This is a genomic window from Chelatococcus sp. KU-N122 (assembly GCF_055391085.1).
The window spans coordinates 5,059,027-5,075,130 of record NZ_AP043981.1; the positions used below are offsets into that span (position 1 = coordinate 5,059,027).

Here is a 16,104-nt window from a genome sequence, read left to right on the forward strand (position 1 = left end):
GAAGCCTTAGCAGAATCAGGATCGTCGCAACGACGGACGCATAACCGCCTGGCTACATCCGCTTCGCCACCTCCTCGAGCAGCACTTCGGTGGCGCCGCCGCCGATGGTCAGGATGCGAGCGTCGCGCACCATGCGCTCGATCGGCGTGCCGCGCATGTAGCCGGTGCCACCGTGCAGCTGCAGGCAGCCGTGCACCACCTCCTGCAGCACCTCCGGCGCCAAGGCCTTCACCATGGAGACCTCCCGGATGCAGTCCTGACCGAGGCTCGCCAGCTCGGCGGCGTGATAGGCGAGCTGTCGGGCGGCGGCGGCCTTGGAGGCCAGCTGCGCCAGCTTCAGCCGCACGCCTTGCTGGTTCCACAACGGACCGCCGAAGGCCTCGCGGGTCTTGACGTAGTCGAGCGTGAGCTCGATGGCCTTGGAGCTCTCGCCGGCGCAGATGCCGCCGATGCAGATGCGCTCGTTCTGGAACGTCTCCATGATGCCGTAGAAGCCACGGTTCTCCTCGCCGAGGAGGGCGTCGGCGGGCACGCGCACGTTGTCGAAGCTGAGCTCGGCCGTGTCGGAGCACAGCCAGCCGTGCTTGTCGAGCTTGGTGGCGGTGATGCCCGGCAGGTCGCGCTCGACGATGAACAGCGAGATGCCGCGGCTGCCCTTGGCGTTCGGGTCGGTGCGCGCGGCAAGGATCAGCACGTCGCCGTAGTAGGCGTTGGTGATGAACATCTTGGAGCCGTTGATCACCCAGTCGTCGCCGTCGCGGACGGCGCGGGTGCGCAGGCCCGCCACGTCCGAGCCGGCGAACGCCTCGGTCACGGCGATGCAGCAGATGGTCTCGCCGCGAATGATGGCGGGCAGGTACTTGGCCTTCTGCTCGGGCGTGCCGCGCAGCGTGATGTGGCAGGCCGACATGTCGGTGTGGACGAGGACCGAGGACGTGAAGCCGCCGTAGCCCGAGCGCGCCAGCTCCTCCGCGAAGACCATGGACGCCAGCGGGCCCATGTCGGTGCCGCCATAGTCCGGCGAATGGCGCATGCCGAGGAAGCCGAGCTCGCCCATGCGGCGGAAGATCTCGCGCGGGATCTTGCCCTCCCGCTCCCAGCCATCGGCATGGGGCAACACCTCCTGCTCGACGAAGCGGCGGACCTGCTCGCGCATCAGCCGCAGCTCCTCGGTCAGGCAAGGCGGATCGGCCAGCCGGAACGGCGCAGCGGGGGCTGCCGGCCGGGCCTCACGGGTTTGCATGTTCATCGTGTTCTCCGACTAATCGTCCGGATTACCTAAAATTCAAGCGCGACACCGGTCAAGGCTGGAGCCTTTTGGCCGCGAGGCCGCCGCTCAAGCTGCCGTATGTGCCGCGACGAAGCGTCCGGCGGCGGCGATGGCCTTGCGGGCCTCGCCGAGATCGGCTGCAAACATCTGGAAAACGTGGATCATGCCGGGAGCGACGTCGAGCTCGACGCGGACGCCCGCGGCGCGTGCCTTCTCCGCCAGCATCACCGCGTCGTCGAGCACGGTCTCCCGGTCACCGACCTGGATCAGCAGCGGCGGCAGCCCCTGGAGGTCGCCGTAGAGGGGCGAGGCCAGTGGCTCGTGCGGGTCGACGTCGCCCAGATAGCCCTTGGCGAGGGCGAGGATCATCGGCCGCTGATGGATCGGATCGGCGTCGGCGCGGGTGGCGTAGCTCGCCCCGGTGGCGGCCAGGTCCGTCCACGGCGACATCAGCACCGCCGCCGCCGGCAGCGGCAGCCCCTTGGCGCGCAGGTCGAGGCAGGTCGAGAGCGCGAGCCCGCCGCCGGCCGAGTCACCCGCGAAGGCAACGCGCTCAGGCTGGATGCCGGAGCCGATGAGCCAGCGGTAGGCGGCGACGGCGTCCTCGACAGGGGCCGGGAAGCGGTGCTCCGGTGCCAGCCGGTAGCCGATGCCGAGCACGCGGCAGCCGCTGGCCGCCGACAGGCGCGCCATCAGGTCCCGGTGCGAGGTGGTCGAGCCCATGCGGAAGCCGCCGCCGTGGCAGAAGAAGATCACCCGATCGGGCGCTGCGCCGGATGCGTCGATCCACAGGGCCGGTACGCCACCGGCGTCGACGGGCGTCGCCGTGTGCTCGACGGCAGCGAAGGGGTACATGGCGTCCCAGTCGCGCCGCATCTGCTCGACCGGCGTGTGCCGGTTCCAACTGCGGTAGATGCCCAGGATGCGGTCGGTGACCTGATCGATCGATGTCGTCATCGTTGCTAGCCGCCCAGCCCCATGCCGCCGGAGACGCTCAGGGTTTCCCCGGTGATGAAGGAGGCTTGGTCCGAGGCCAGAAATATCGCCGCCGCCGCCACCTCTGCAGTCTCGCCCAGGCGCCCCACGAGCGTGGCGTCGGTCATCGCCTTCAGGATCTTGTCGCCGCCTTGGCTGACCGCTTCGTCGAGCATCGGGGTGCGGATCGGGCCGGGCGCGATGGCATTGACGGTGATGCCGAAGCGGGCGTTCTCGCGGGCGATCGACTTGGTGAAGGCGATGACGCCGCCCTTGGCCGCGGAATAGACCGAGCCGCCCTTCGAGCCGATGCGGCCGGCCTCGGAGGCGATGTTGACGATGCGGCCGAACCCGGCCGCCTGCATGGCGGGCAGCACCGCGTGCGTCGTCGCCAGCACCGAGATCAGGTTGATGTCGATGAGGCGGCGCCAATCGGCCTCGGCGGTCCTGGTGAAGAAGGAGTGCTGGTCGACACCGGCGTTGTTCACCAGGATGTCGAACGGACCCGTGTCGCCGATCACCTGGGCGACCGCCGCCACGTCGGTGACGTCGAGGCGCACGGCGGTGGCGCCGATCGCGCGGGCGAGGGCGGTGCCGGCATCTGCGTCGAGGTCGGCGATCACCACGGCGGCGCCGGCCTCGGCGAAGGCGCGCGCGATGGCGGCGCCGATCCCCTTGGCGGCTCCGGTGACGAAGGCGCGGCGGCCAGCAGGGCTGGTCATGTCAGCGTCCGATGAACTTGGGCTTGCGCCGCTCGATCACGGCGGCAAGGCCCTCGCGGGCGTCGGCGGTGCCCGACAGCTCGGCCACCGTGCGCGCCTCTTCCGGCAGGCAGGTGTCGACGCTGAGCCCGATGCCGTTCCAGAGCAGCCGCTTGGCGGCGGCGAGCGCTCGCGGGGCACCGGATGCGAGCTCGCGGGCCAGAGCTAGCCCGGCCGTGACCACCTCGTCGTCCGGCACGATGCGGTTGACGATGCCGAGCGCCTTGGCCTCCTCGGCGCTCAGCACGGGATTGGTGAGGATGATCTCGGCCGCCTTGCGGAAGCCGACGAGGCGCGGCAGCGTCACCGAAACGCCCGCGTCCGGCGCCATGCCGACGCGGGTGGCGCCGGCGAGAAACTTGGCCGACTGCCCGGCGATGACGAGGTCGGCGGCGCAGACGAGGCCGAAGCCGCCGCCGCCGGCGGCAAACCCCTGCACGGCGACGACGACCGGCGGCTGCAAGTGAAGCAGCGCGCCGACCGAGATCTGAAGATATGTGCAGGTCTGGCGCAGATAGTCCGGCAGGGCTTCGCCCTTGGAGGCGAAGTCCTTGACGTCGCCGCCGGCGCAGAAGTTGGGGCCTTCGCCGGTCAGCAGCACGGCGCGCACGTCCGGATCGCCATGGCAGGTCATGATGGCGTCGTAGAGCGCCTTGAGCAGCGCGATGTTCATGCCGTTCGAGGCATCCGGCCGGTTAAGCCGGATATGGGCAAGCCCGTCGTCGACAGTGAGCAGGACAGGTTCTGCGGCCATATCCGTTCTCTCCCCAGAGTATCTTCGTTCAAACGAGGAAGGACAGCGTGTAGAGCGCCTTCTCGTTGTTCACCAGCAGCACCTTCTTGAAGGCCATGCGGATCTCGCCGTCCTGCTCCCTGAGCGCGTATTCGTTGCGTGTCGCCCAGATGGTGTCGTCGCGCAGGTTGGATTCGAAGATCATGGTGTTGGCGCCGACCTTGATGTCGCCGCTGTCCGTCTTGCCGAGGATCTCGATGTTCGACACCAGGCGGCGCAGGCGCGACGGCGGCGCCTGGGTATGGCGCTTGCCGGTCAGCAACTGCTTCACCCTGAGCGAGATGCGGGAGCGGTTGTCGTAGACGATCGACATCTCCTTCTCGGGGTCGATGCTGTCGCCGTTGGCCGGAATCCAGTACACGCCGTCGTCGGTCCACAGGGATTCCCAGGCCTGATACTGGTGATCGTCCTGCAGGCGTGCCTCGCGGTAGACGAACTGCTGCACGTCGTTCAGCAGCTCGAGGCTGACGCGGTCACTCATCACCGTGCCTCCATCACGCCGCGGTAGTGATTCCAGATGCCGCGCGAGGGAACCTCATCGGTGGCGTGACCAATGATGTAGCCGTTCTCGTCCCGCCGCTCGCGGTGCATGCCGCGGCCGAGATAGATCCACTCCGGCTCTCGCATCAGGACCCCACGGTGCGAGCGCTCGTACATCTCGGAATCATCGGCGAGCAGCAGGCCCGCGGGCCCGACCGAGCCCATCGTCTGTTGCCGCATGCGGCGGTTCATATCCGGTGCGCCCTTGAACTGCAGGGCGGTGACGTGCTGCACCGTATCGTCCACGGCCAGCGGCTGCAGCACGAACATCTGGATCTCGGCGATGAACAGGTTGGGGAAGATCATGACGTGCGGCGTGCCGTCGATCATGATCTCGTTGGCGCGCTGCTCGCCGTAGGCGGCCCGCATCTTGGCGGCGTAGTCAGAGAGCCTCTCGGTCGTGGTGCCGAACCAGCCGAGCGGCTTGCCGATGCGGCGGAACTCCGGCCTGAGGTCGACCTCCGTGTGGCCGTTGCCGTAGTCGCGCGTCACCGCCGTGGACTTGGCGCCGTAGAGCGAGCCGATGCCGCTGTCGGCGACGCTGAAGATCGAGGCGTGTACGAAGGCCGGGTGATAGCCGTCGCATTCGTTCTCGAGGATGAACTTCCAGTTCGCCTTGACGCGATGCTTGAGGAAGCCCGCGGTGATCTCGATCTCGCCGGTGGGGGAGGTGGCGAGCAGGCGGTCGATGGTCTCCGCCGCACCGCCGAGGTGCTCCTCGAGCGACGGCCCGTCCGCGGCGAAGGAGCCGAAGACGAAGCCGCGGTAGGAGGCGACCCGCGCCACCCGTCCGAGGCCGAGCTGCGACTTGTCCTGGCCCTGGTAGCCGTCCGGGAAGGCATAGCCGATCAGGCTGCCGTCGTTGGCGAAGGTCCAGGAGTGGAACGGGCAGGTAAAGGTCCGCTGGTTGCCCTTCTCGGAGAGGCAGACCTGATTGCCGCGATGCGAACAGCGGTTGAGCAGCAGGTGCACCTGCCCGTCCTTGTCGCGGGTCATGATCACCGGCTGCGGCCCGATCGACTTCACGACGAAGTCGTCGCGCTCGGGAATTTCGCTCTCGTGGCCGACGTAGACCCAGGTCTTGTACCAGATCTGCTGAAGCTCGGCCTCGAAGATGGCCGGATCGCTATAGATCGAGCCGTGAACGCGATCCGGCCGGATCAGCTCGCCCCATTGCGAAGCTCGGGTCATGACGTTCATCGCCGCTCTCCGTTCTGCATCGTTCATCGTCGACGCGGCCCGTCGCCAGAACCCGGCGCGGTCGACGACTCGACGTGACATTAAATAATCCGACTGGTCGTTCGTATTTAGCACGCGGCCCCGGGCTGTTCAAGGGGCGCCGCCTGCCGGCAGCCGCTCAGGGCCGCCGTTGACCGACGGTGGCGGCCTCGACGTCCGGCTTCAGCCGCCAGTCCGGGCCGAAGTCGCTCAGCGCATGGAAGAACAGCGGCTTGGTGTCGCCGAGCCGACGGATGCGCTCGGCGTAACCGTCGAGATAGCCCTGTCTCGTGGCGTCATCGACGAAGTTGACCGAATAGGCGACGAACGGCGGCAGCACGTCGAAGCCGGCATAGGCCAGCATGCCGTTCTGGATCGGCCACAGGACCACGTCGAGGCCCCCGACGAGGCCGTCGGGGGCGCACATCGTGTCGTAGGCGGCGGTGCTGATGGCGACCATGGCGCGTCGACCGCGCATGCCGCCCGTGTCGTAGCGCTTGCCGCCGCCGTACACCGGGCCGTTGATGAACACCCGGTCGATCCAGCCCTTCATGATGGCGGGCACCGAGAACCACCAGAGCGGAAACTGCAGGATGAGGGTGTCGCACCAGATCAGCTTGTCCAGCTCGCCGGTGATGTCGGTCCTCAGCGACTGGCGCTGATAGTTGTGCTTCTGCTCCCGGTCGTATTGCAGCCGGTCGGGGAAGCGGCGCTCGCGGAAGTCCGCTTCGGTCGCCACCGGGTCGAAGCCCATGGCGTAAAGGTCGGAGACCTGCACCTCGTGGCCGCCGGCCGCCAGTTCGTCCAGCGCGCGTTGCAGCAGCGCCCGGTTGAAGGACTTCTCCTCCTGATGGGCGTAGACGATCAGGACTTTCATGGGGCTTCCCAGTCAAAGCTCCGTCATGGCCGGGCTTGACCCGGCCATCCATCAGAGCAGGAAAATGACGTGACCAGCCGACCGCCGGTTTTGCTGTGTAGATGGATGGCCGGGTCAAGCCCGGCCATGACGACGAACCGTATCAGTCCACCGGCACGAAGCTCAGGTCGCCGTAATTGGCGCGCATGATCTTTACGGCCTGGGACGAGAAACGGTTGCCCGGGCCGAAGCTGATCGGCGCCATGACGCCGGTCGCCAGGTCCTTGGTCTTATCGAGCTCCGCGATGGTGCAGGCGCGGGTCAGGTCCTTGCCGCAGCGCTTGATCGCATCGACGAGCAGTTTGCCGGCGGCATAGCCGACCTCGGTATAGCGGTTGATGCCCTTGGCCTCGTCGCCGAGCAGCGTCTTGGCCTTGTCGACGAAGGCCTTGCCGGCGGGGCTGGCCAGCGGCTCGACGTAGTCCACCGCATAGAGGCCGTCACTGGCCGGCCCGATCAGCTTGAGCAGCGCCTCGACGCGGCCCGGCCAGAAGATGCCGGTCACCGGCTTGATGTTGAGCTTCTCGAGCTCCTTCATCATGGCGACGTTCTCGGAGATGATGCCGCCGGCCATGAACATCTCGGCGCCCGAATCCTTCAGGCGCAGCATCTCCGAGGAGAAGTCGGTCTGCCCCTTCTTGTAGGTGGAGGTGAAGACCACGTTGAGCTTCTTCTCCTTGGCGGCGGCCTGGAAGCCGTCGCGGACGGCAAGGCCGTAGTCGTCGTCCTGGGTCACCAGCGCCCATTTCTTGCCGGGGTTCTTGTCGGCCAGGTAGTTGATCAGCTGCCGCACGCCCTCCTCATAGGCTTGGCCGAGGATGAAGATGTTCTTGCGCGGCGGGTTCCACTGGATCGGCATCGGCGCGACGCTGATGATCGTGGGCAGGCCGGCCTTCTCGATGAGCGGCAGCGCGGCCGTGGACTGGGCGGCGCCGGACACGCCCATCAGGGCGAACACCTTGTCGACGTCGGCGAGCTTGCGCACCGCCTGCAAGGTGCGGGAGGGGACGTAGCCGTCGTCCTCGGTGATCAGCTTGATCTTGCGCCCGTTGATGCCGCCTTCGGCGTTGGCCTCGGCGAAGGCCAGCTTGACGCCCTGGGCGTGGGCGACGCCGAGCAGGGCGGGGGGGCCGGTATAGGGGTTGATCTCGCCGACGGTGATGTCGCTGTCGGTAAAGCCCTGCTCGGCGGCGGCCACCGGCTGGGCGAGCGCCAGGCCGGCGACCGCGGCGAAACCGGCGGCTTTCAAAGATTGCAGCATGTGATGTCCTCCCTTTCTATCCGTGATTTTGAAGGGGCGCGGGCAGGGCCGCGGGGCACCCCTCTCCCCGCATGCGGGGAGAGGGCAGGTGAGGGGGCTTGCCCGTGTCGCACGACGCGCCGCCCACTTTCTCCTGCACACCCCCTCACCCGCCCTGCGCAGCGCTTCGCGCAAGTCGACCTCTCCCCGCATGCGGGGAGAGTTATGCCGTTGCGCCGCCGGCGGTTCATTCTGCGATCGGCCAACCAGGGACATCGCCGCGCGAGCCCATCAGAACCGCAGCGGCCAGTGCACCCACAGCCGCTTGACGTCGTGCCAGATGCCCACGAGGCCGCGGGGCTCGAAGCGCAGGAACAGGATGATCACGACGCCGTACAGGATGGCCTTGAGCTCGTGCACGCCGTTGGCGAACAGCGCCCCCACGCCGGAGCCGGCAAGGTGCAGGACTGTCTGCACCGCTTCCGGCAGCAGGATGATGAAGACCGTGCCGAGCACCACGCCGAGCACCGAGCCGAGGCCGCCGACGATGAGGATGGCGAGCGCCTCGATGCTGAGCAGGAAGGGAAACCCCTCGACGCTGACGAAGCTCAGGTAGATGCCGAGGAGGGCACCGGCGATGCCGGTGATGAAGGCGCTGGTGACGAAGGCGTAGAGCTTGTACGTCGCCAGGTTGACGCCCATGGTGCGCGCCGCCGTATCGTTGTCGCGGATGGCGACGAAGGCCCGTCCGATGCGGCTGCGGCGGATGTTCAGGCAGGCGAAGAGCGTCAGGATCGTCACGCCGAGGCACAGCAGGGCGAAGGCCTGGTCGCTGTCGAAATCGATGCCGAACATGGTCGGTCGCAGCACGGATATGCCGCGCGCCCCGTCGGTGATGGTGCTCGCCTCCAGGATGACGTTGTTGATGATGAACGAGAACGCCAGCGTGGTGATGGCGAGATAGAGGCCCCGCAGCCTGAGCGACGGTACGCCGACGATGACGCTGGCGAGCGCCGCGACGACGCCGGCGGCGCCGAAGCCCGCGAGCGGCGGCAGGCCGTGCTTGGTGACAATGATGGCGTAGGCGTAGGCGCCGACGACGAGGAAACCCACGTGGCCGAGCGAGATCAGCCCGGTGAGGCCGGTGAGCATGTTGAGCCCGAGCGCCCCGATGAGCGTGATCAGCACCAGCGTCAGCAGCGACAGGGCGTAGGCGTTCAGCACGAAGGGGGCGGCGACCAGCGCCGCCGCCAGCACGGCCGACCAGATCCACACCCAGGCGGAATCGCTGAGGACGATCAGCCCGGCATAGGTCTCCTTGAAATTGCCGCTGCGCATCAGACCCTCACGATCTCGCGTTCACCGAACAGCCCGAACGGTCGCACCATCAGCACGACGATGATCATCAGGAAGCCCGCGATGTCCTTCATGCCGGGCGAGAGGTAGCCGCCGGCCAGGTTCTCGGTGACGCCGATGATGAGGCCGGCGACGCCGGAGCCGAGCACCGAGTCGAGGCCGCCGAGGATGGTCGCCGGAAAGCCCTTCAGCCCCAGCTGGAACATCGCCGGCGACAGGTCGTAGACCATGGCGAACAGCACGCCGCCGATGCCGGCGATGACCGAGGAGGCGGCCCAGGCGAGCGCATGGATGCGCGCCGCCGAGACGCCCATGAGCAACGCGGCCCGGTCGTCGGCCGCGACCGCGCGCATGGCGATGCCGAACTTGCTGAAGCGGAAGAAGGCGTAGAAGCCGGCGAGCAGGCCGAGCAGGGTCACGATCGCCGCCACCTGCGCGCCGCGCAGGCTCAGGCCGCCGGCGCGCAGCACGTCGCGGCCGACGCCGAGATCCAGCGCATGCGGGTAGGCGTCCCAGATGAAGGTGATGCACGAGCGCAGGATGACGGCCAGCGCCACCGTGACCATCACGCCGGCGAACAGCGGCTCGCCCAGCATCGGGCGCATGACGATGCGCTCGACGAGAAGGCCCAGCACGACGGCGCCGATGATGGCGCCGGCCACGACGACGAAGACGTTGCCGGTGACCGTCGTGGCGATCGTCCAGGCGAGATAGGCCACGATCATGGTCATCTCGCCCTGGGCGAAGTTGACCAGGCCCGTCGCCTTGTAGATGACGGCGAAGCCCATGGCGATGAGGCCGTAGAGCGCGCCGACGGCGAGCCCGGACACGGTGAGATCGATGAGGAAGCTCATCTGGCGTCCTTGCCGTAGATCAGCTCGAGCTCGCGCGCGAACTTCTTGTTGATGGCGCCGCGCCGCACCTTCTGTGTGGCCGTGAGCTCGCCGTCGTCGTGGTCGAGCTCCTTCTCCAGGATGACGAACTTGCGGACGTTCTCGACGCGGGCGAACTTCTTGTTGGTCTCGCGCACGATGCCGTCGATCAGCTCGACGACCTCGGGCAGCTGCGAGAGCGACTTGTAGTTGGTGTAGGCGAGGTTGCGGTCGCGCGCCCAGCGGCCGACCTCGTCGTAGTCGATCTGGATCAGGGCGCCCAGGAACTTGCGGGCCTCGCCGACGACGATGGCCTCGCGGATGAAGGGGCTGTCCTTGAGCGCGTTCTCCATCTCGGACGGGGCGATATTCTTGCCGCCCGAGGTGATGATGATCGCCTTCTTGCGGTCGACCACGGTGATCTCGCCGTTGTCGAGCACCTCGACGATGTCGCCGGTGCGTAGCCAGCGGTCCGGGCCGAGCGTCGCGGCGGTGGCCGCCTCGTCCTGGAAGTAGCCCTGGAATATGCCCCGGCTGCGCAGCAGGATCTCGCCGTCGTCGTCCAGCCGCCACTCGGTGCCGCCGATGGCCAGGCCGCAGCCGCCGATCCGCATGTGCTTGCCGCCCTGGATGAAGCTGACGCCGCCCGACTCGGTCATGCCGTAGCCCTGGGCCACCGGCAGGCCAATGATGTCGAAGAAGCGCAGCATCTCCGGCGAGATGGAGGCGCCCGCGCACAGCCGGTGGCGGGAGCGGTCGAGCCCGAGGTGGCGACGCAGATTGGCGAACAGCAGGCCGTCGAGCAGCCGGCGCTCGAGGCGGTCCCTGAGCCCCTCCTGGCCTGCCTGGCGCCGATCCGAGAGCACCCGGCCGCGGCTGAGGCACCAGTTGGCAACGGCGCGCTGCGCCGGATGGCTGTCACCGAGCTTGAAGAAGAAGTTTTGCTGCAGCTTCTCGTAGATACGCGGCACGCCGATGAAGAAGGTCGGCCCGATCTCGCGGATGTTGGTGGCGACCGTGTCGATCGACTCGGCGAAATTCACCACGCCGCCCAGCACGAGCTGCATCACCATGGAGTAGCTGCGCTCCGCCACGTGGCAGAGCGGCAGGTAGCAGACGCTCTCGAAGCGGCGGCCGAGCGTGCCGGTGGCCTGCGCATAATGGTAGGCGGAATAGACCAGGTTGCGATGGGAGAGCATCGCGCCCTTCGGCGGCCCCGTGGTGCCCGACGTGTAGACCAGGATGCAGATATCGTCGGGCGCGGCGTTCTCGATCGTCCGGTCGAGCTCCTCCTCCGCCTCGGGATGAGCTGCCGCATAGGCGGCGCCGAGCTCGCACAGGGCGTCGAAGGACATGAGGTCGGCCCTGCCGTAGGCGCGCATGCCCTTGGTATCGACGCAGACGATCGCTGTAACGGCGGGCAGGCCGCCGTCGCGCGCCAGCGCATCGATGACCTTGTCGGTCTGCTCCTGGTCGCCGGTGACCACCAGGCGGGCGCCGCAGTGGCGCACGATATACTGGAGCTCGGGCCACGGATTGGTGGGATAGATGCCGACGACCTGGGCGCCGATCATCTGGGCGCCGAGGTCGGCGTAGTACCATTCGGGCGCGTTCTCGCCGGCGATGGCGATGCGGTCTCCGGCCTTGAGCCCCAGGGACCACAGCCCGAACGCAAAGAGCCGGGCGCGCTGGTAGTAGTGCGCCCACGTGTACCTGTGCCAGACGCCGCAATCCTTCTCGCGCAGGGCGAGCGCGGTGCCCATGGTCCGCGCCCGGTGGCGCAGCAGCCGGGGCAGGGTGATGTTGCCGTCCGGCAGCATGGCCTCGACGGCGCCGGGCGCCTCGGCCGCGATGCGCGTGATCGCGGCGCCGCGGGCGCCTGGTGTTGGGGCTGTGCGGGCGACGTCAAGCATGGACACCGACACCTTGCTGTTCGGCCGGCGACGCCTCCGGCGCGGCGCTGCGGCCGAGGTAGGCGTCGAGCACCGCCGGATCGTTGCGGATTTCGGCAGGCGTGCCGCCGGCGATGCGCCGGCCGAAGTTCAGCACCTGCACCCGGTCGGAGATGTCCATGACGATGCGCATGTCGTGCTCGATCATCAGCACGGTGATGCCGAGCTCGTCGCGGATATCGAGGATGAAGCGGGCGATATCCTCGGTCTCCTCCAGGTTCATGCCCGAGACCATCTCGTCGAGCAGCAGCAGCTTGGGCTCGCAGGCCAGCGCCCGGCCGAGCTCGACCCGCTTCTGCTGGCCATAGGAGAGGGTGCCCACCACGGCGTCGCGGATGTGCTCGATCTCGAGGAAGTCGATGATCTCCTCGACCCGCTGGCGCGCCGCGATCTCCTCGCGGCGCGTGCGCCCGAAGAACCAGGCGGCCTCCAGCACGCTGGAGCGCAGGTGCACGTGCCGGCCGACGAGGATGTTCTCGACCACGGTGCCGTGCTTGAACAGCGCCAGGTTCTGGAAAGTGCGGCCGATGCCGATGGCGGCGAAGCGCGAGGGCGCCACGCGGCCGAGGTCCTGTCCGTCGAACGTGATCCGCCCGGCGGTCGGCCGCAGCACGCCGCTGATCATGTTGAACAACGTCGTCTTGCCGGCGCCGTTGGGGCCGATGACGCTGCAGATTTCCCCGGCGTTGACGTCGAAGCTGACCTCCGAGACCGCCGTCAGGCCGCGGAACTGCTTGGACACGGATTGCAGAGTGAGCAGCGCCGTCACGACAGCCACCGTTTGCGCCGCTTGTAGTGCTTCACGTCGCGCATGGATTTGTGGCCGGCGTTCGACAGCCCCAGGTAGAATTCCTGCACATCCTGATTGCGGGCGAGCTTCTCGGCCGGCCCATCCAGGACGACGCGGCCGTTCTCGAGGATGTAGCCGGCATCGGCGATTTCCAGCGCCCGCTGGGCGTTCTGCTCGACCAGCAGCACCGTCATGGCGAAATCGCGCCGCAGCGTGGCGATCACCTCGTAGATGCGGTCGATGATCAGCGGCGCGAGGCCCAGCGAGGGCTCGTCGAGCGCGAGCAGCGTCGGCTTGGCCATCAGCGCGCGGCCGATGGCCAGCATCTGCTGCTCGCCGCCGGACATGTAGCCGGCGATCTGGTGGCGCCGTTCGGCCAGGCGCGGAAACAGGGCGAAGGCCTGATCGCGCCGCTCCCGGACGACGGCTGCCGAGGTCGTGTAGCCGCCGATGACGAGGTTCTCCTCGACGGTCAGCGCCGGAAAGATGCGCCGGCCTTCGGGCACGTGCACCAGGCCGCGGCGCACGATGGTGTCGGGCGCCAGATGGCTGATGTCCTCGCCGCCGAAATGGATGCTGCCGTTGTCGAGCGAGCCGTCCTCGGTATGGAGGATGCCGGACATGGCCTTGAGCAGCGTCGACTTGCCGGCGCCGTTGGAGCCGAGGAGGGCGACGATCTGCCCCCTCGGCACTTCGATGCTCACGTCGCGCACGGCCTCGATGGCGTTGTCGTAGACGATCTGGACGTTGCGGAACTCGAGCAGCGCCGTTTGGGCGGCCGTAGCCGGCGCCGCAGATCCGGCCGGCCCATCCTGTGGGCGGGGCGAGGCGAGCATGGCGGTCACGCCGTCCGGCGGGCCGGCGACGGGTTGCTGCCGCGCTCGGCCACGATCGCGTCGACCACCAGCTTCGCCGTTTCGGCGCAGGCCTGGGTGCCGCCGTTGCCGTATACCTTGACCGCGTCGCCGACGCACCAGAGGCCGTCGATCCCGGTCTCGCGCGGCAGGTCGTAGCCGGCGCAACTGCGCTGGGCCGGCCAGCCGTCGCGCATGACCCGCACCGACAGCATCTTGGCGCCGGCGAAGCCGGGAAAGATCTCGCGCAGGTCGGCCAGTGCTTCCTCGATCTCCGCCTTCTCGTCGAAGTCGCCCAGCGCCGGCACGGGGACGGCGTAGGCGACGTAGAGATGCCAGCCCGGCGGCGCCAGCTCCGGGCACGTCGCGGTCATGTTGGCCATGTTGCAGAGGCGTCGCGTCTTGCCGAAGGTGATGATGCCCGGGGCCGGGAACAGCGGCTCGCGCGTGGCGAAGTTGACGACGATGTTGGCGGCCGGCCGCAGCACGGTGCGGACCTGGTCCACGTAGGCGGCCGGGAAGTGGGCTTCGCCCGCGAGGGCGACGGTCGTCTGCGGGCCGGCATCGCTGACGACGAGGCCGCTGACGATGCGCGTCGGCTCGCCGTTGCGCGTGACGGTGACGCCCTTGACCGCGCCATCGGCGACGGAGATGCCGGTCACCGGGCTCGACAGCCAGACTTGGCCGCCATGGGCCTCGGTGGCGCGGGCCAGCGCGTTCCAGGCGCCCATGGTGCCGGTCGGCGAGAAGCCGAAGCGCTTGAAGGCGCCCTTGCTGGTGAAATAGGTGAGGAAGGCGCGGGCCGGCAGCTCGTCGGCGTTGCACGCGAAGATCGCCGCGCACAGGTTGCGGAAGATGGCGTGCACGGTCTTGTTGCTGGTGTAGCCGGCCAGCCAGTCAGCCGTGGACTGACGGCCGTCTGGGAGATTGCCGGCGCGCGCATCGGCGATCTTCTCGAGAACGCGCGAGGCCTGCTTGGTGATCTGGCCCAGCAGCAGCCCCCAGCCGCCCCGGCTGATGTCCACCACCTTGCCGTCGAGATAGAAGGCGGAGGCCGGCTCCGGCACGCGGATGTCGAGCGGCGCATCGACCAGTCGGAAGGTCTCCTCGAAGACGCCGCCCAGTTCCAGGGCGATGGCGCCGATGTTGACCTTGAAGCCGTCGATTTCCTCCGTCGCGGCGCGGCCACCGACGTGGTCGAGGGACTCCACGAGGATCGGATTGAAGCCGGCGTGGGCGAGCCGGGCGGCTGCACTCAAGCCACCGGCGCCCGCGCCGATCACCACGGCATCGGCATGAACCTCCTGCATGCGGCACGTTCCCTTCGAGTTGATTTGAGCCGGCCACGGACGCGCCGCCCGGCTGTCGTTGATCTGGATCAAATTATAATAATTCGGACAGACGTTCAACAAATTTGTGAAGATACATCGAGCTGCTGGATCGCCGGCCGATGCGGCATGTCTCGTGGGCTGTTGCGCGGCCCGGCTCGGTGATTGGCTGCGGGGGATCGAGGCATGACCGCCACCGGCCGGGTTTGGGGGGGGGCGTGCGGGCAGCCACCGATCCGCGGATCCCGCACATTCGGACGGCTTGCGTCGGCGGCGGCCTCCTCCTGCGGCTTTCTGAGCTGCCGCATCTGGAGCGGCGGCGGCATCGAGGCTAATATATACCGGCTAGCTGTTCAATTAATAAGACGGCCCGCCGCGCGGAGCGCGGCAACCGGGAGGACGGGCGCGCCGCGGCAGCGCCGGAGAGGGCACCCCTTGCGCGCCGCTTCTGCGCAATCGGGTTCCAAACAGCTGTCCGGATGGGTTATTGCGTCTTGAGGTGATATGGTTGAATTGAGCTGCCGGCCGGCGCGGAGAAGAAGGTTGAGATGGCACGCACCCGATCAGATAATTTCGAAGCGATCCAGCAATCGATCCTGAAGCACGCGGTCGATCTCTTCGCCAGCCAAGGCTACATGAGGAGCACGATTGCGGATCTGGCGGATGCCTGCGAGGTATCGCGAGGTGCACTTTATCATTACTTCGATTCCAAAGAGGCGATCCTTTTCGCGATCCTGCACAACCACGTCAGCAAGCTGCTGACCATCATCGAGAGCGCGGCCGGCGAGCGCGAGGGGCCCCGCGCGCAGCTTCATCGGATGATCGAGGCGATCGTCGAATACAATGCCGACTCGCCCGGCGAGCAGGTCGTTCTGCTCAACGACCTGACCTTCCTGGACAAGAAGGAACAGGAGGTCATCAAGGGCCTCGAGCGGCACATCGTCGACCTCTTCGCCGACGCGCTGGTCCGGGCCGACACGAACGGCCGAATCGACCGCAAGACCAAGAAAGTCTACACGATGAGCCTGCTCGGGATGATCAATTATTCCTACACCTGGTTCGATCCGCATGGTTCCGTCGAGCCGAGGGAGCTCGCCGAGATCATCACCGCGACCTTCCTCGACGGTTTTGCCGCTGCCGGCGCGCTGCGGACCGTCCCGGCCGATCCGCCGCCCGCGCCTCGCAAGCGGACGCGGGCGGAGAGCTGAGGCCTGTCCACGTTGATGGGGCCGGGCAGGC

General features: G+C 67.8%; 15 protein-coding genes. 1 reads left to right on the top strand and 14 read right to left on the bottom strand.

The genetic code is table 11. The features are described from left to right. Nucleotides 1–52 precede the first annotated feature (52 nt). From ACZ5PO_RS22850 to ACZ5PO_RS22915, 14 genes are all read right to left on the bottom strand, one after another. Nucleotides 53–1,249 (bottom strand): acyl-CoA dehydrogenase family protein, encoded by a 1,197-nt coding sequence (locus ACZ5PO_RS22850; RefSeq protein ID WP_464184132.1) that lies wholly within the window; start codon nt 1,247–1,249, stop codon nt 53–55. An 87-nt stretch (nt 1,250–1,336) separates the two neighbouring features. After that, entirely contained in the window at nt 1,337–2,227 is an 891-nt protein-coding gene (locus ACZ5PO_RS22855) for an alpha/beta hydrolase (RefSeq protein ID WP_464184134.1), read from the bottom strand. Between the two features lie 5 nt (nt 2,228–2,232). Beyond that, nucleotides 2,233–2,967, bottom strand: coding sequence for an SDR family NAD(P)-dependent oxidoreductase (locus ACZ5PO_RS22860; protein WP_464184136.1), 735 nt, complete (start codon nt 2,965–2,967; stop codon nt 2,233–2,235). Between the two features lies 1 nt (nt 2,968). Then, entirely contained in the window at nt 2,969–3,760 is a 792-nt protein-coding gene (locus ACZ5PO_RS22865; protein ID WP_464184137.1) for an enoyl-CoA hydratase/isomerase family protein, read from the bottom strand. 28 nt (nt 3,761–3,788) lie between these two features. After that, nucleotides 3,789–4,280, bottom strand: a complete 492-nt coding sequence (locus tag ACZ5PO_RS22870; protein ID WP_464184138.1) for an aromatic-ring-hydroxylating dioxygenase subunit beta — start codon at nt 4,278–4,280, stop codon at nt 3,789–3,791. Next, entirely contained in the window at nt 4,280–5,539 is a 1,260-nt protein-coding gene (locus ACZ5PO_RS22875) for an aromatic ring-hydroxylating oxygenase subunit alpha (RefSeq protein ID WP_464184139.1), read from the bottom strand. The genes ACZ5PO_RS22870 and ACZ5PO_RS22875 overlap by 1 nt, the downstream gene beginning before the upstream one ends. 157 nt (nt 5,540–5,696) lie before the next feature. Then, complete coding sequence (locus tag ACZ5PO_RS22880; protein ID WP_464184140.1) at nt 5,697–6,434, bottom strand: NAD(P)H-dependent oxidoreductase; 738 nt, start codon at nt 6,432–6,434, stop codon at nt 5,697–5,699. 142 nt (nt 6,435–6,576) lie between these two features. Then, nucleotides 6,577–7,734, bottom strand: a complete 1,158-nt coding sequence (locus ACZ5PO_RS22885; protein WP_464184141.1) for an ABC transporter substrate-binding protein — start codon at nt 7,732–7,734, stop codon at nt 6,577–6,579. Between the two features lie 270 nt (nt 7,735–8,004). Beyond that, on the bottom strand, nt 8,005–9,051 hold the full coding sequence (locus tag ACZ5PO_RS22890) for a branched-chain amino acid ABC transporter permease (RefSeq protein ID WP_464184143.1): 1,047 nt from the start codon (nt 9,049–9,051) through the stop codon (nt 8,005–8,007). Continuing rightward, the gene (locus tag ACZ5PO_RS22895; protein WP_464184145.1) at nt 9,051–9,923 is read right to left on the bottom strand and encodes a branched-chain amino acid ABC transporter permease; all 873 of its coding nucleotides are present in this window, start codon (nt 9,921–9,923) and stop codon (nt 9,051–9,053) included. The genes ACZ5PO_RS22890 and ACZ5PO_RS22895 overlap by 1 nt, the downstream gene beginning before the upstream one ends. Next, nucleotides 9,920–11,854, bottom strand: coding sequence for an AMP-dependent synthetase/ligase (locus ACZ5PO_RS22900; RefSeq protein ID WP_464184146.1), 1,935 nt, complete (start codon nt 11,852–11,854; stop codon nt 9,920–9,922). Before ACZ5PO_RS22900 ends, ACZ5PO_RS22895 begins: the two co-directional genes overlap by 4 nt. Beyond that, the gene (locus ACZ5PO_RS22905) at nt 11,847–12,671 is read right to left on the bottom strand and encodes an ABC transporter ATP-binding protein (protein ID WP_464184149.1); all 825 of its coding nucleotides are present in this window, start codon (nt 12,669–12,671) and stop codon (nt 11,847–11,849) included. Before ACZ5PO_RS22905 ends, ACZ5PO_RS22900 begins: the two co-directional genes overlap by 8 nt. Continuing rightward, nucleotides 12,659–13,519, bottom strand: a complete 861-nt coding sequence (locus ACZ5PO_RS22910; RefSeq protein WP_464184150.1) for an ABC transporter ATP-binding protein — start codon at nt 13,517–13,519, stop codon at nt 12,659–12,661. Before ACZ5PO_RS22910 ends, ACZ5PO_RS22905 begins: the two co-directional genes overlap by 13 nt. Before the next feature lie 5 nt (nt 13,520–13,524). Next, a complete protein-coding gene (locus tag ACZ5PO_RS22915) occupies nt 13,525–14,847 on the bottom strand; it encodes a phytoene desaturase family protein (protein ID WP_464184151.1) in 1,323 nt (440 codons plus the stop codon). A gap of 566 nt (nt 14,848–15,413) precedes the next feature. On the opposite strand from ACZ5PO_RS22915, the gene ACZ5PO_RS22920 reads away from it, so the two are divergent. Beyond that, the gene (locus ACZ5PO_RS22920) at nt 15,414–16,073 is read left to right on the top strand and encodes a TetR/AcrR family transcriptional regulator (RefSeq protein ID WP_464184152.1); all 660 of its coding nucleotides are present in this window, start codon (nt 15,414–15,416) and stop codon (nt 16,071–16,073) included. Nucleotides 16,074–16,104 lie beyond the last annotated feature (31 nt).

Bases quoted from the DNA above. Each gene is read 5' to 3' on its own strand.
- ACZ5PO_RS22850 (WP_464184132.1), bottom strand. From the start codon at position 1,249: ATGAACATGCAAACCCGTGAGGCCCGGCCGGCAGCCCCCGCTGCGCCG.
- ACZ5PO_RS22855 (WP_464184134.1), bottom strand. From the start codon at position 2,227: ATGACGACATCGATCGATCAGGTCACCGACCGCATCCTGGGCATCTAC.
- ACZ5PO_RS22860 (WP_464184136.1), bottom strand. From the start codon at position 2,967: ATGACCAGCCCTGCTGGCCGCCGCGCCTTCGTCACCGGAGCCGCCAAG.
- ACZ5PO_RS22865 (WP_464184137.1), bottom strand. From the start codon at position 3,760: ATGGCCGCAGAACCTGTCCTGCTCACTGTCGACGACGGGCTTGCCCAT.
- ACZ5PO_RS22870 (WP_464184138.1), bottom strand. From the start codon at position 4,280: ATGAGTGACCGCGTCAGCCTCGAGCTGCTGAACGACGTGCAGCAGTTC.
- ACZ5PO_RS22875 (WP_464184139.1), bottom strand. From the start codon at position 5,539: ATGAACGTCATGACCCGAGCTTCGCAATGGGGCGAGCTGATCCGGCCG.
- ACZ5PO_RS22880 (WP_464184140.1), bottom strand. From the start codon at position 6,434: ATGAAAGTCCTGATCGTCTACGCCCATCAGGAGGAGAAGTCCTTCAAC.
- ACZ5PO_RS22885 (WP_464184141.1), bottom strand. From the start codon at position 7,734: ATGCTGCAATCTTTGAAAGCCGCCGGTTTCGCCGCGGTCGCCGGCCTG.
- ACZ5PO_RS22890 (WP_464184143.1), bottom strand. From the start codon at position 9,051: ATGCGCAGCGGCAATTTCAAGGAGACCTATGCCGGGCTGATCGTCCTC.
- ACZ5PO_RS22895 (WP_464184145.1), bottom strand. From the start codon at position 9,923: ATGAGCTTCCTCATCGATCTCACCGTGTCCGGGCTCGCCGTCGGCGCG.
- ACZ5PO_RS22900 (WP_464184146.1), bottom strand. From the start codon at position 11,854: ATGCTTGACGTCGCCCGCACAGCCCCAACACCAGGCGCCCGCGGCGCC.
- ACZ5PO_RS22910 (WP_464184150.1), bottom strand. From the start codon at position 13,519: ATGCTCGCCTCGCCCCGCCCACAGGATGGGCCGGCCGGATCTGCGGCG.
- ACZ5PO_RS22915 (WP_464184151.1), bottom strand. From the start codon at position 14,847: ATGCAGGAGGTTCATGCCGATGCCGTGGTGATCGGCGCGGGCGCCGGT.
- ACZ5PO_RS22920 (WP_464184152.1), top strand. From the start codon at position 15,414: ATGGCACGCACCCGATCAGATAATTTCGAAGCGATCCAGCAATCGATC.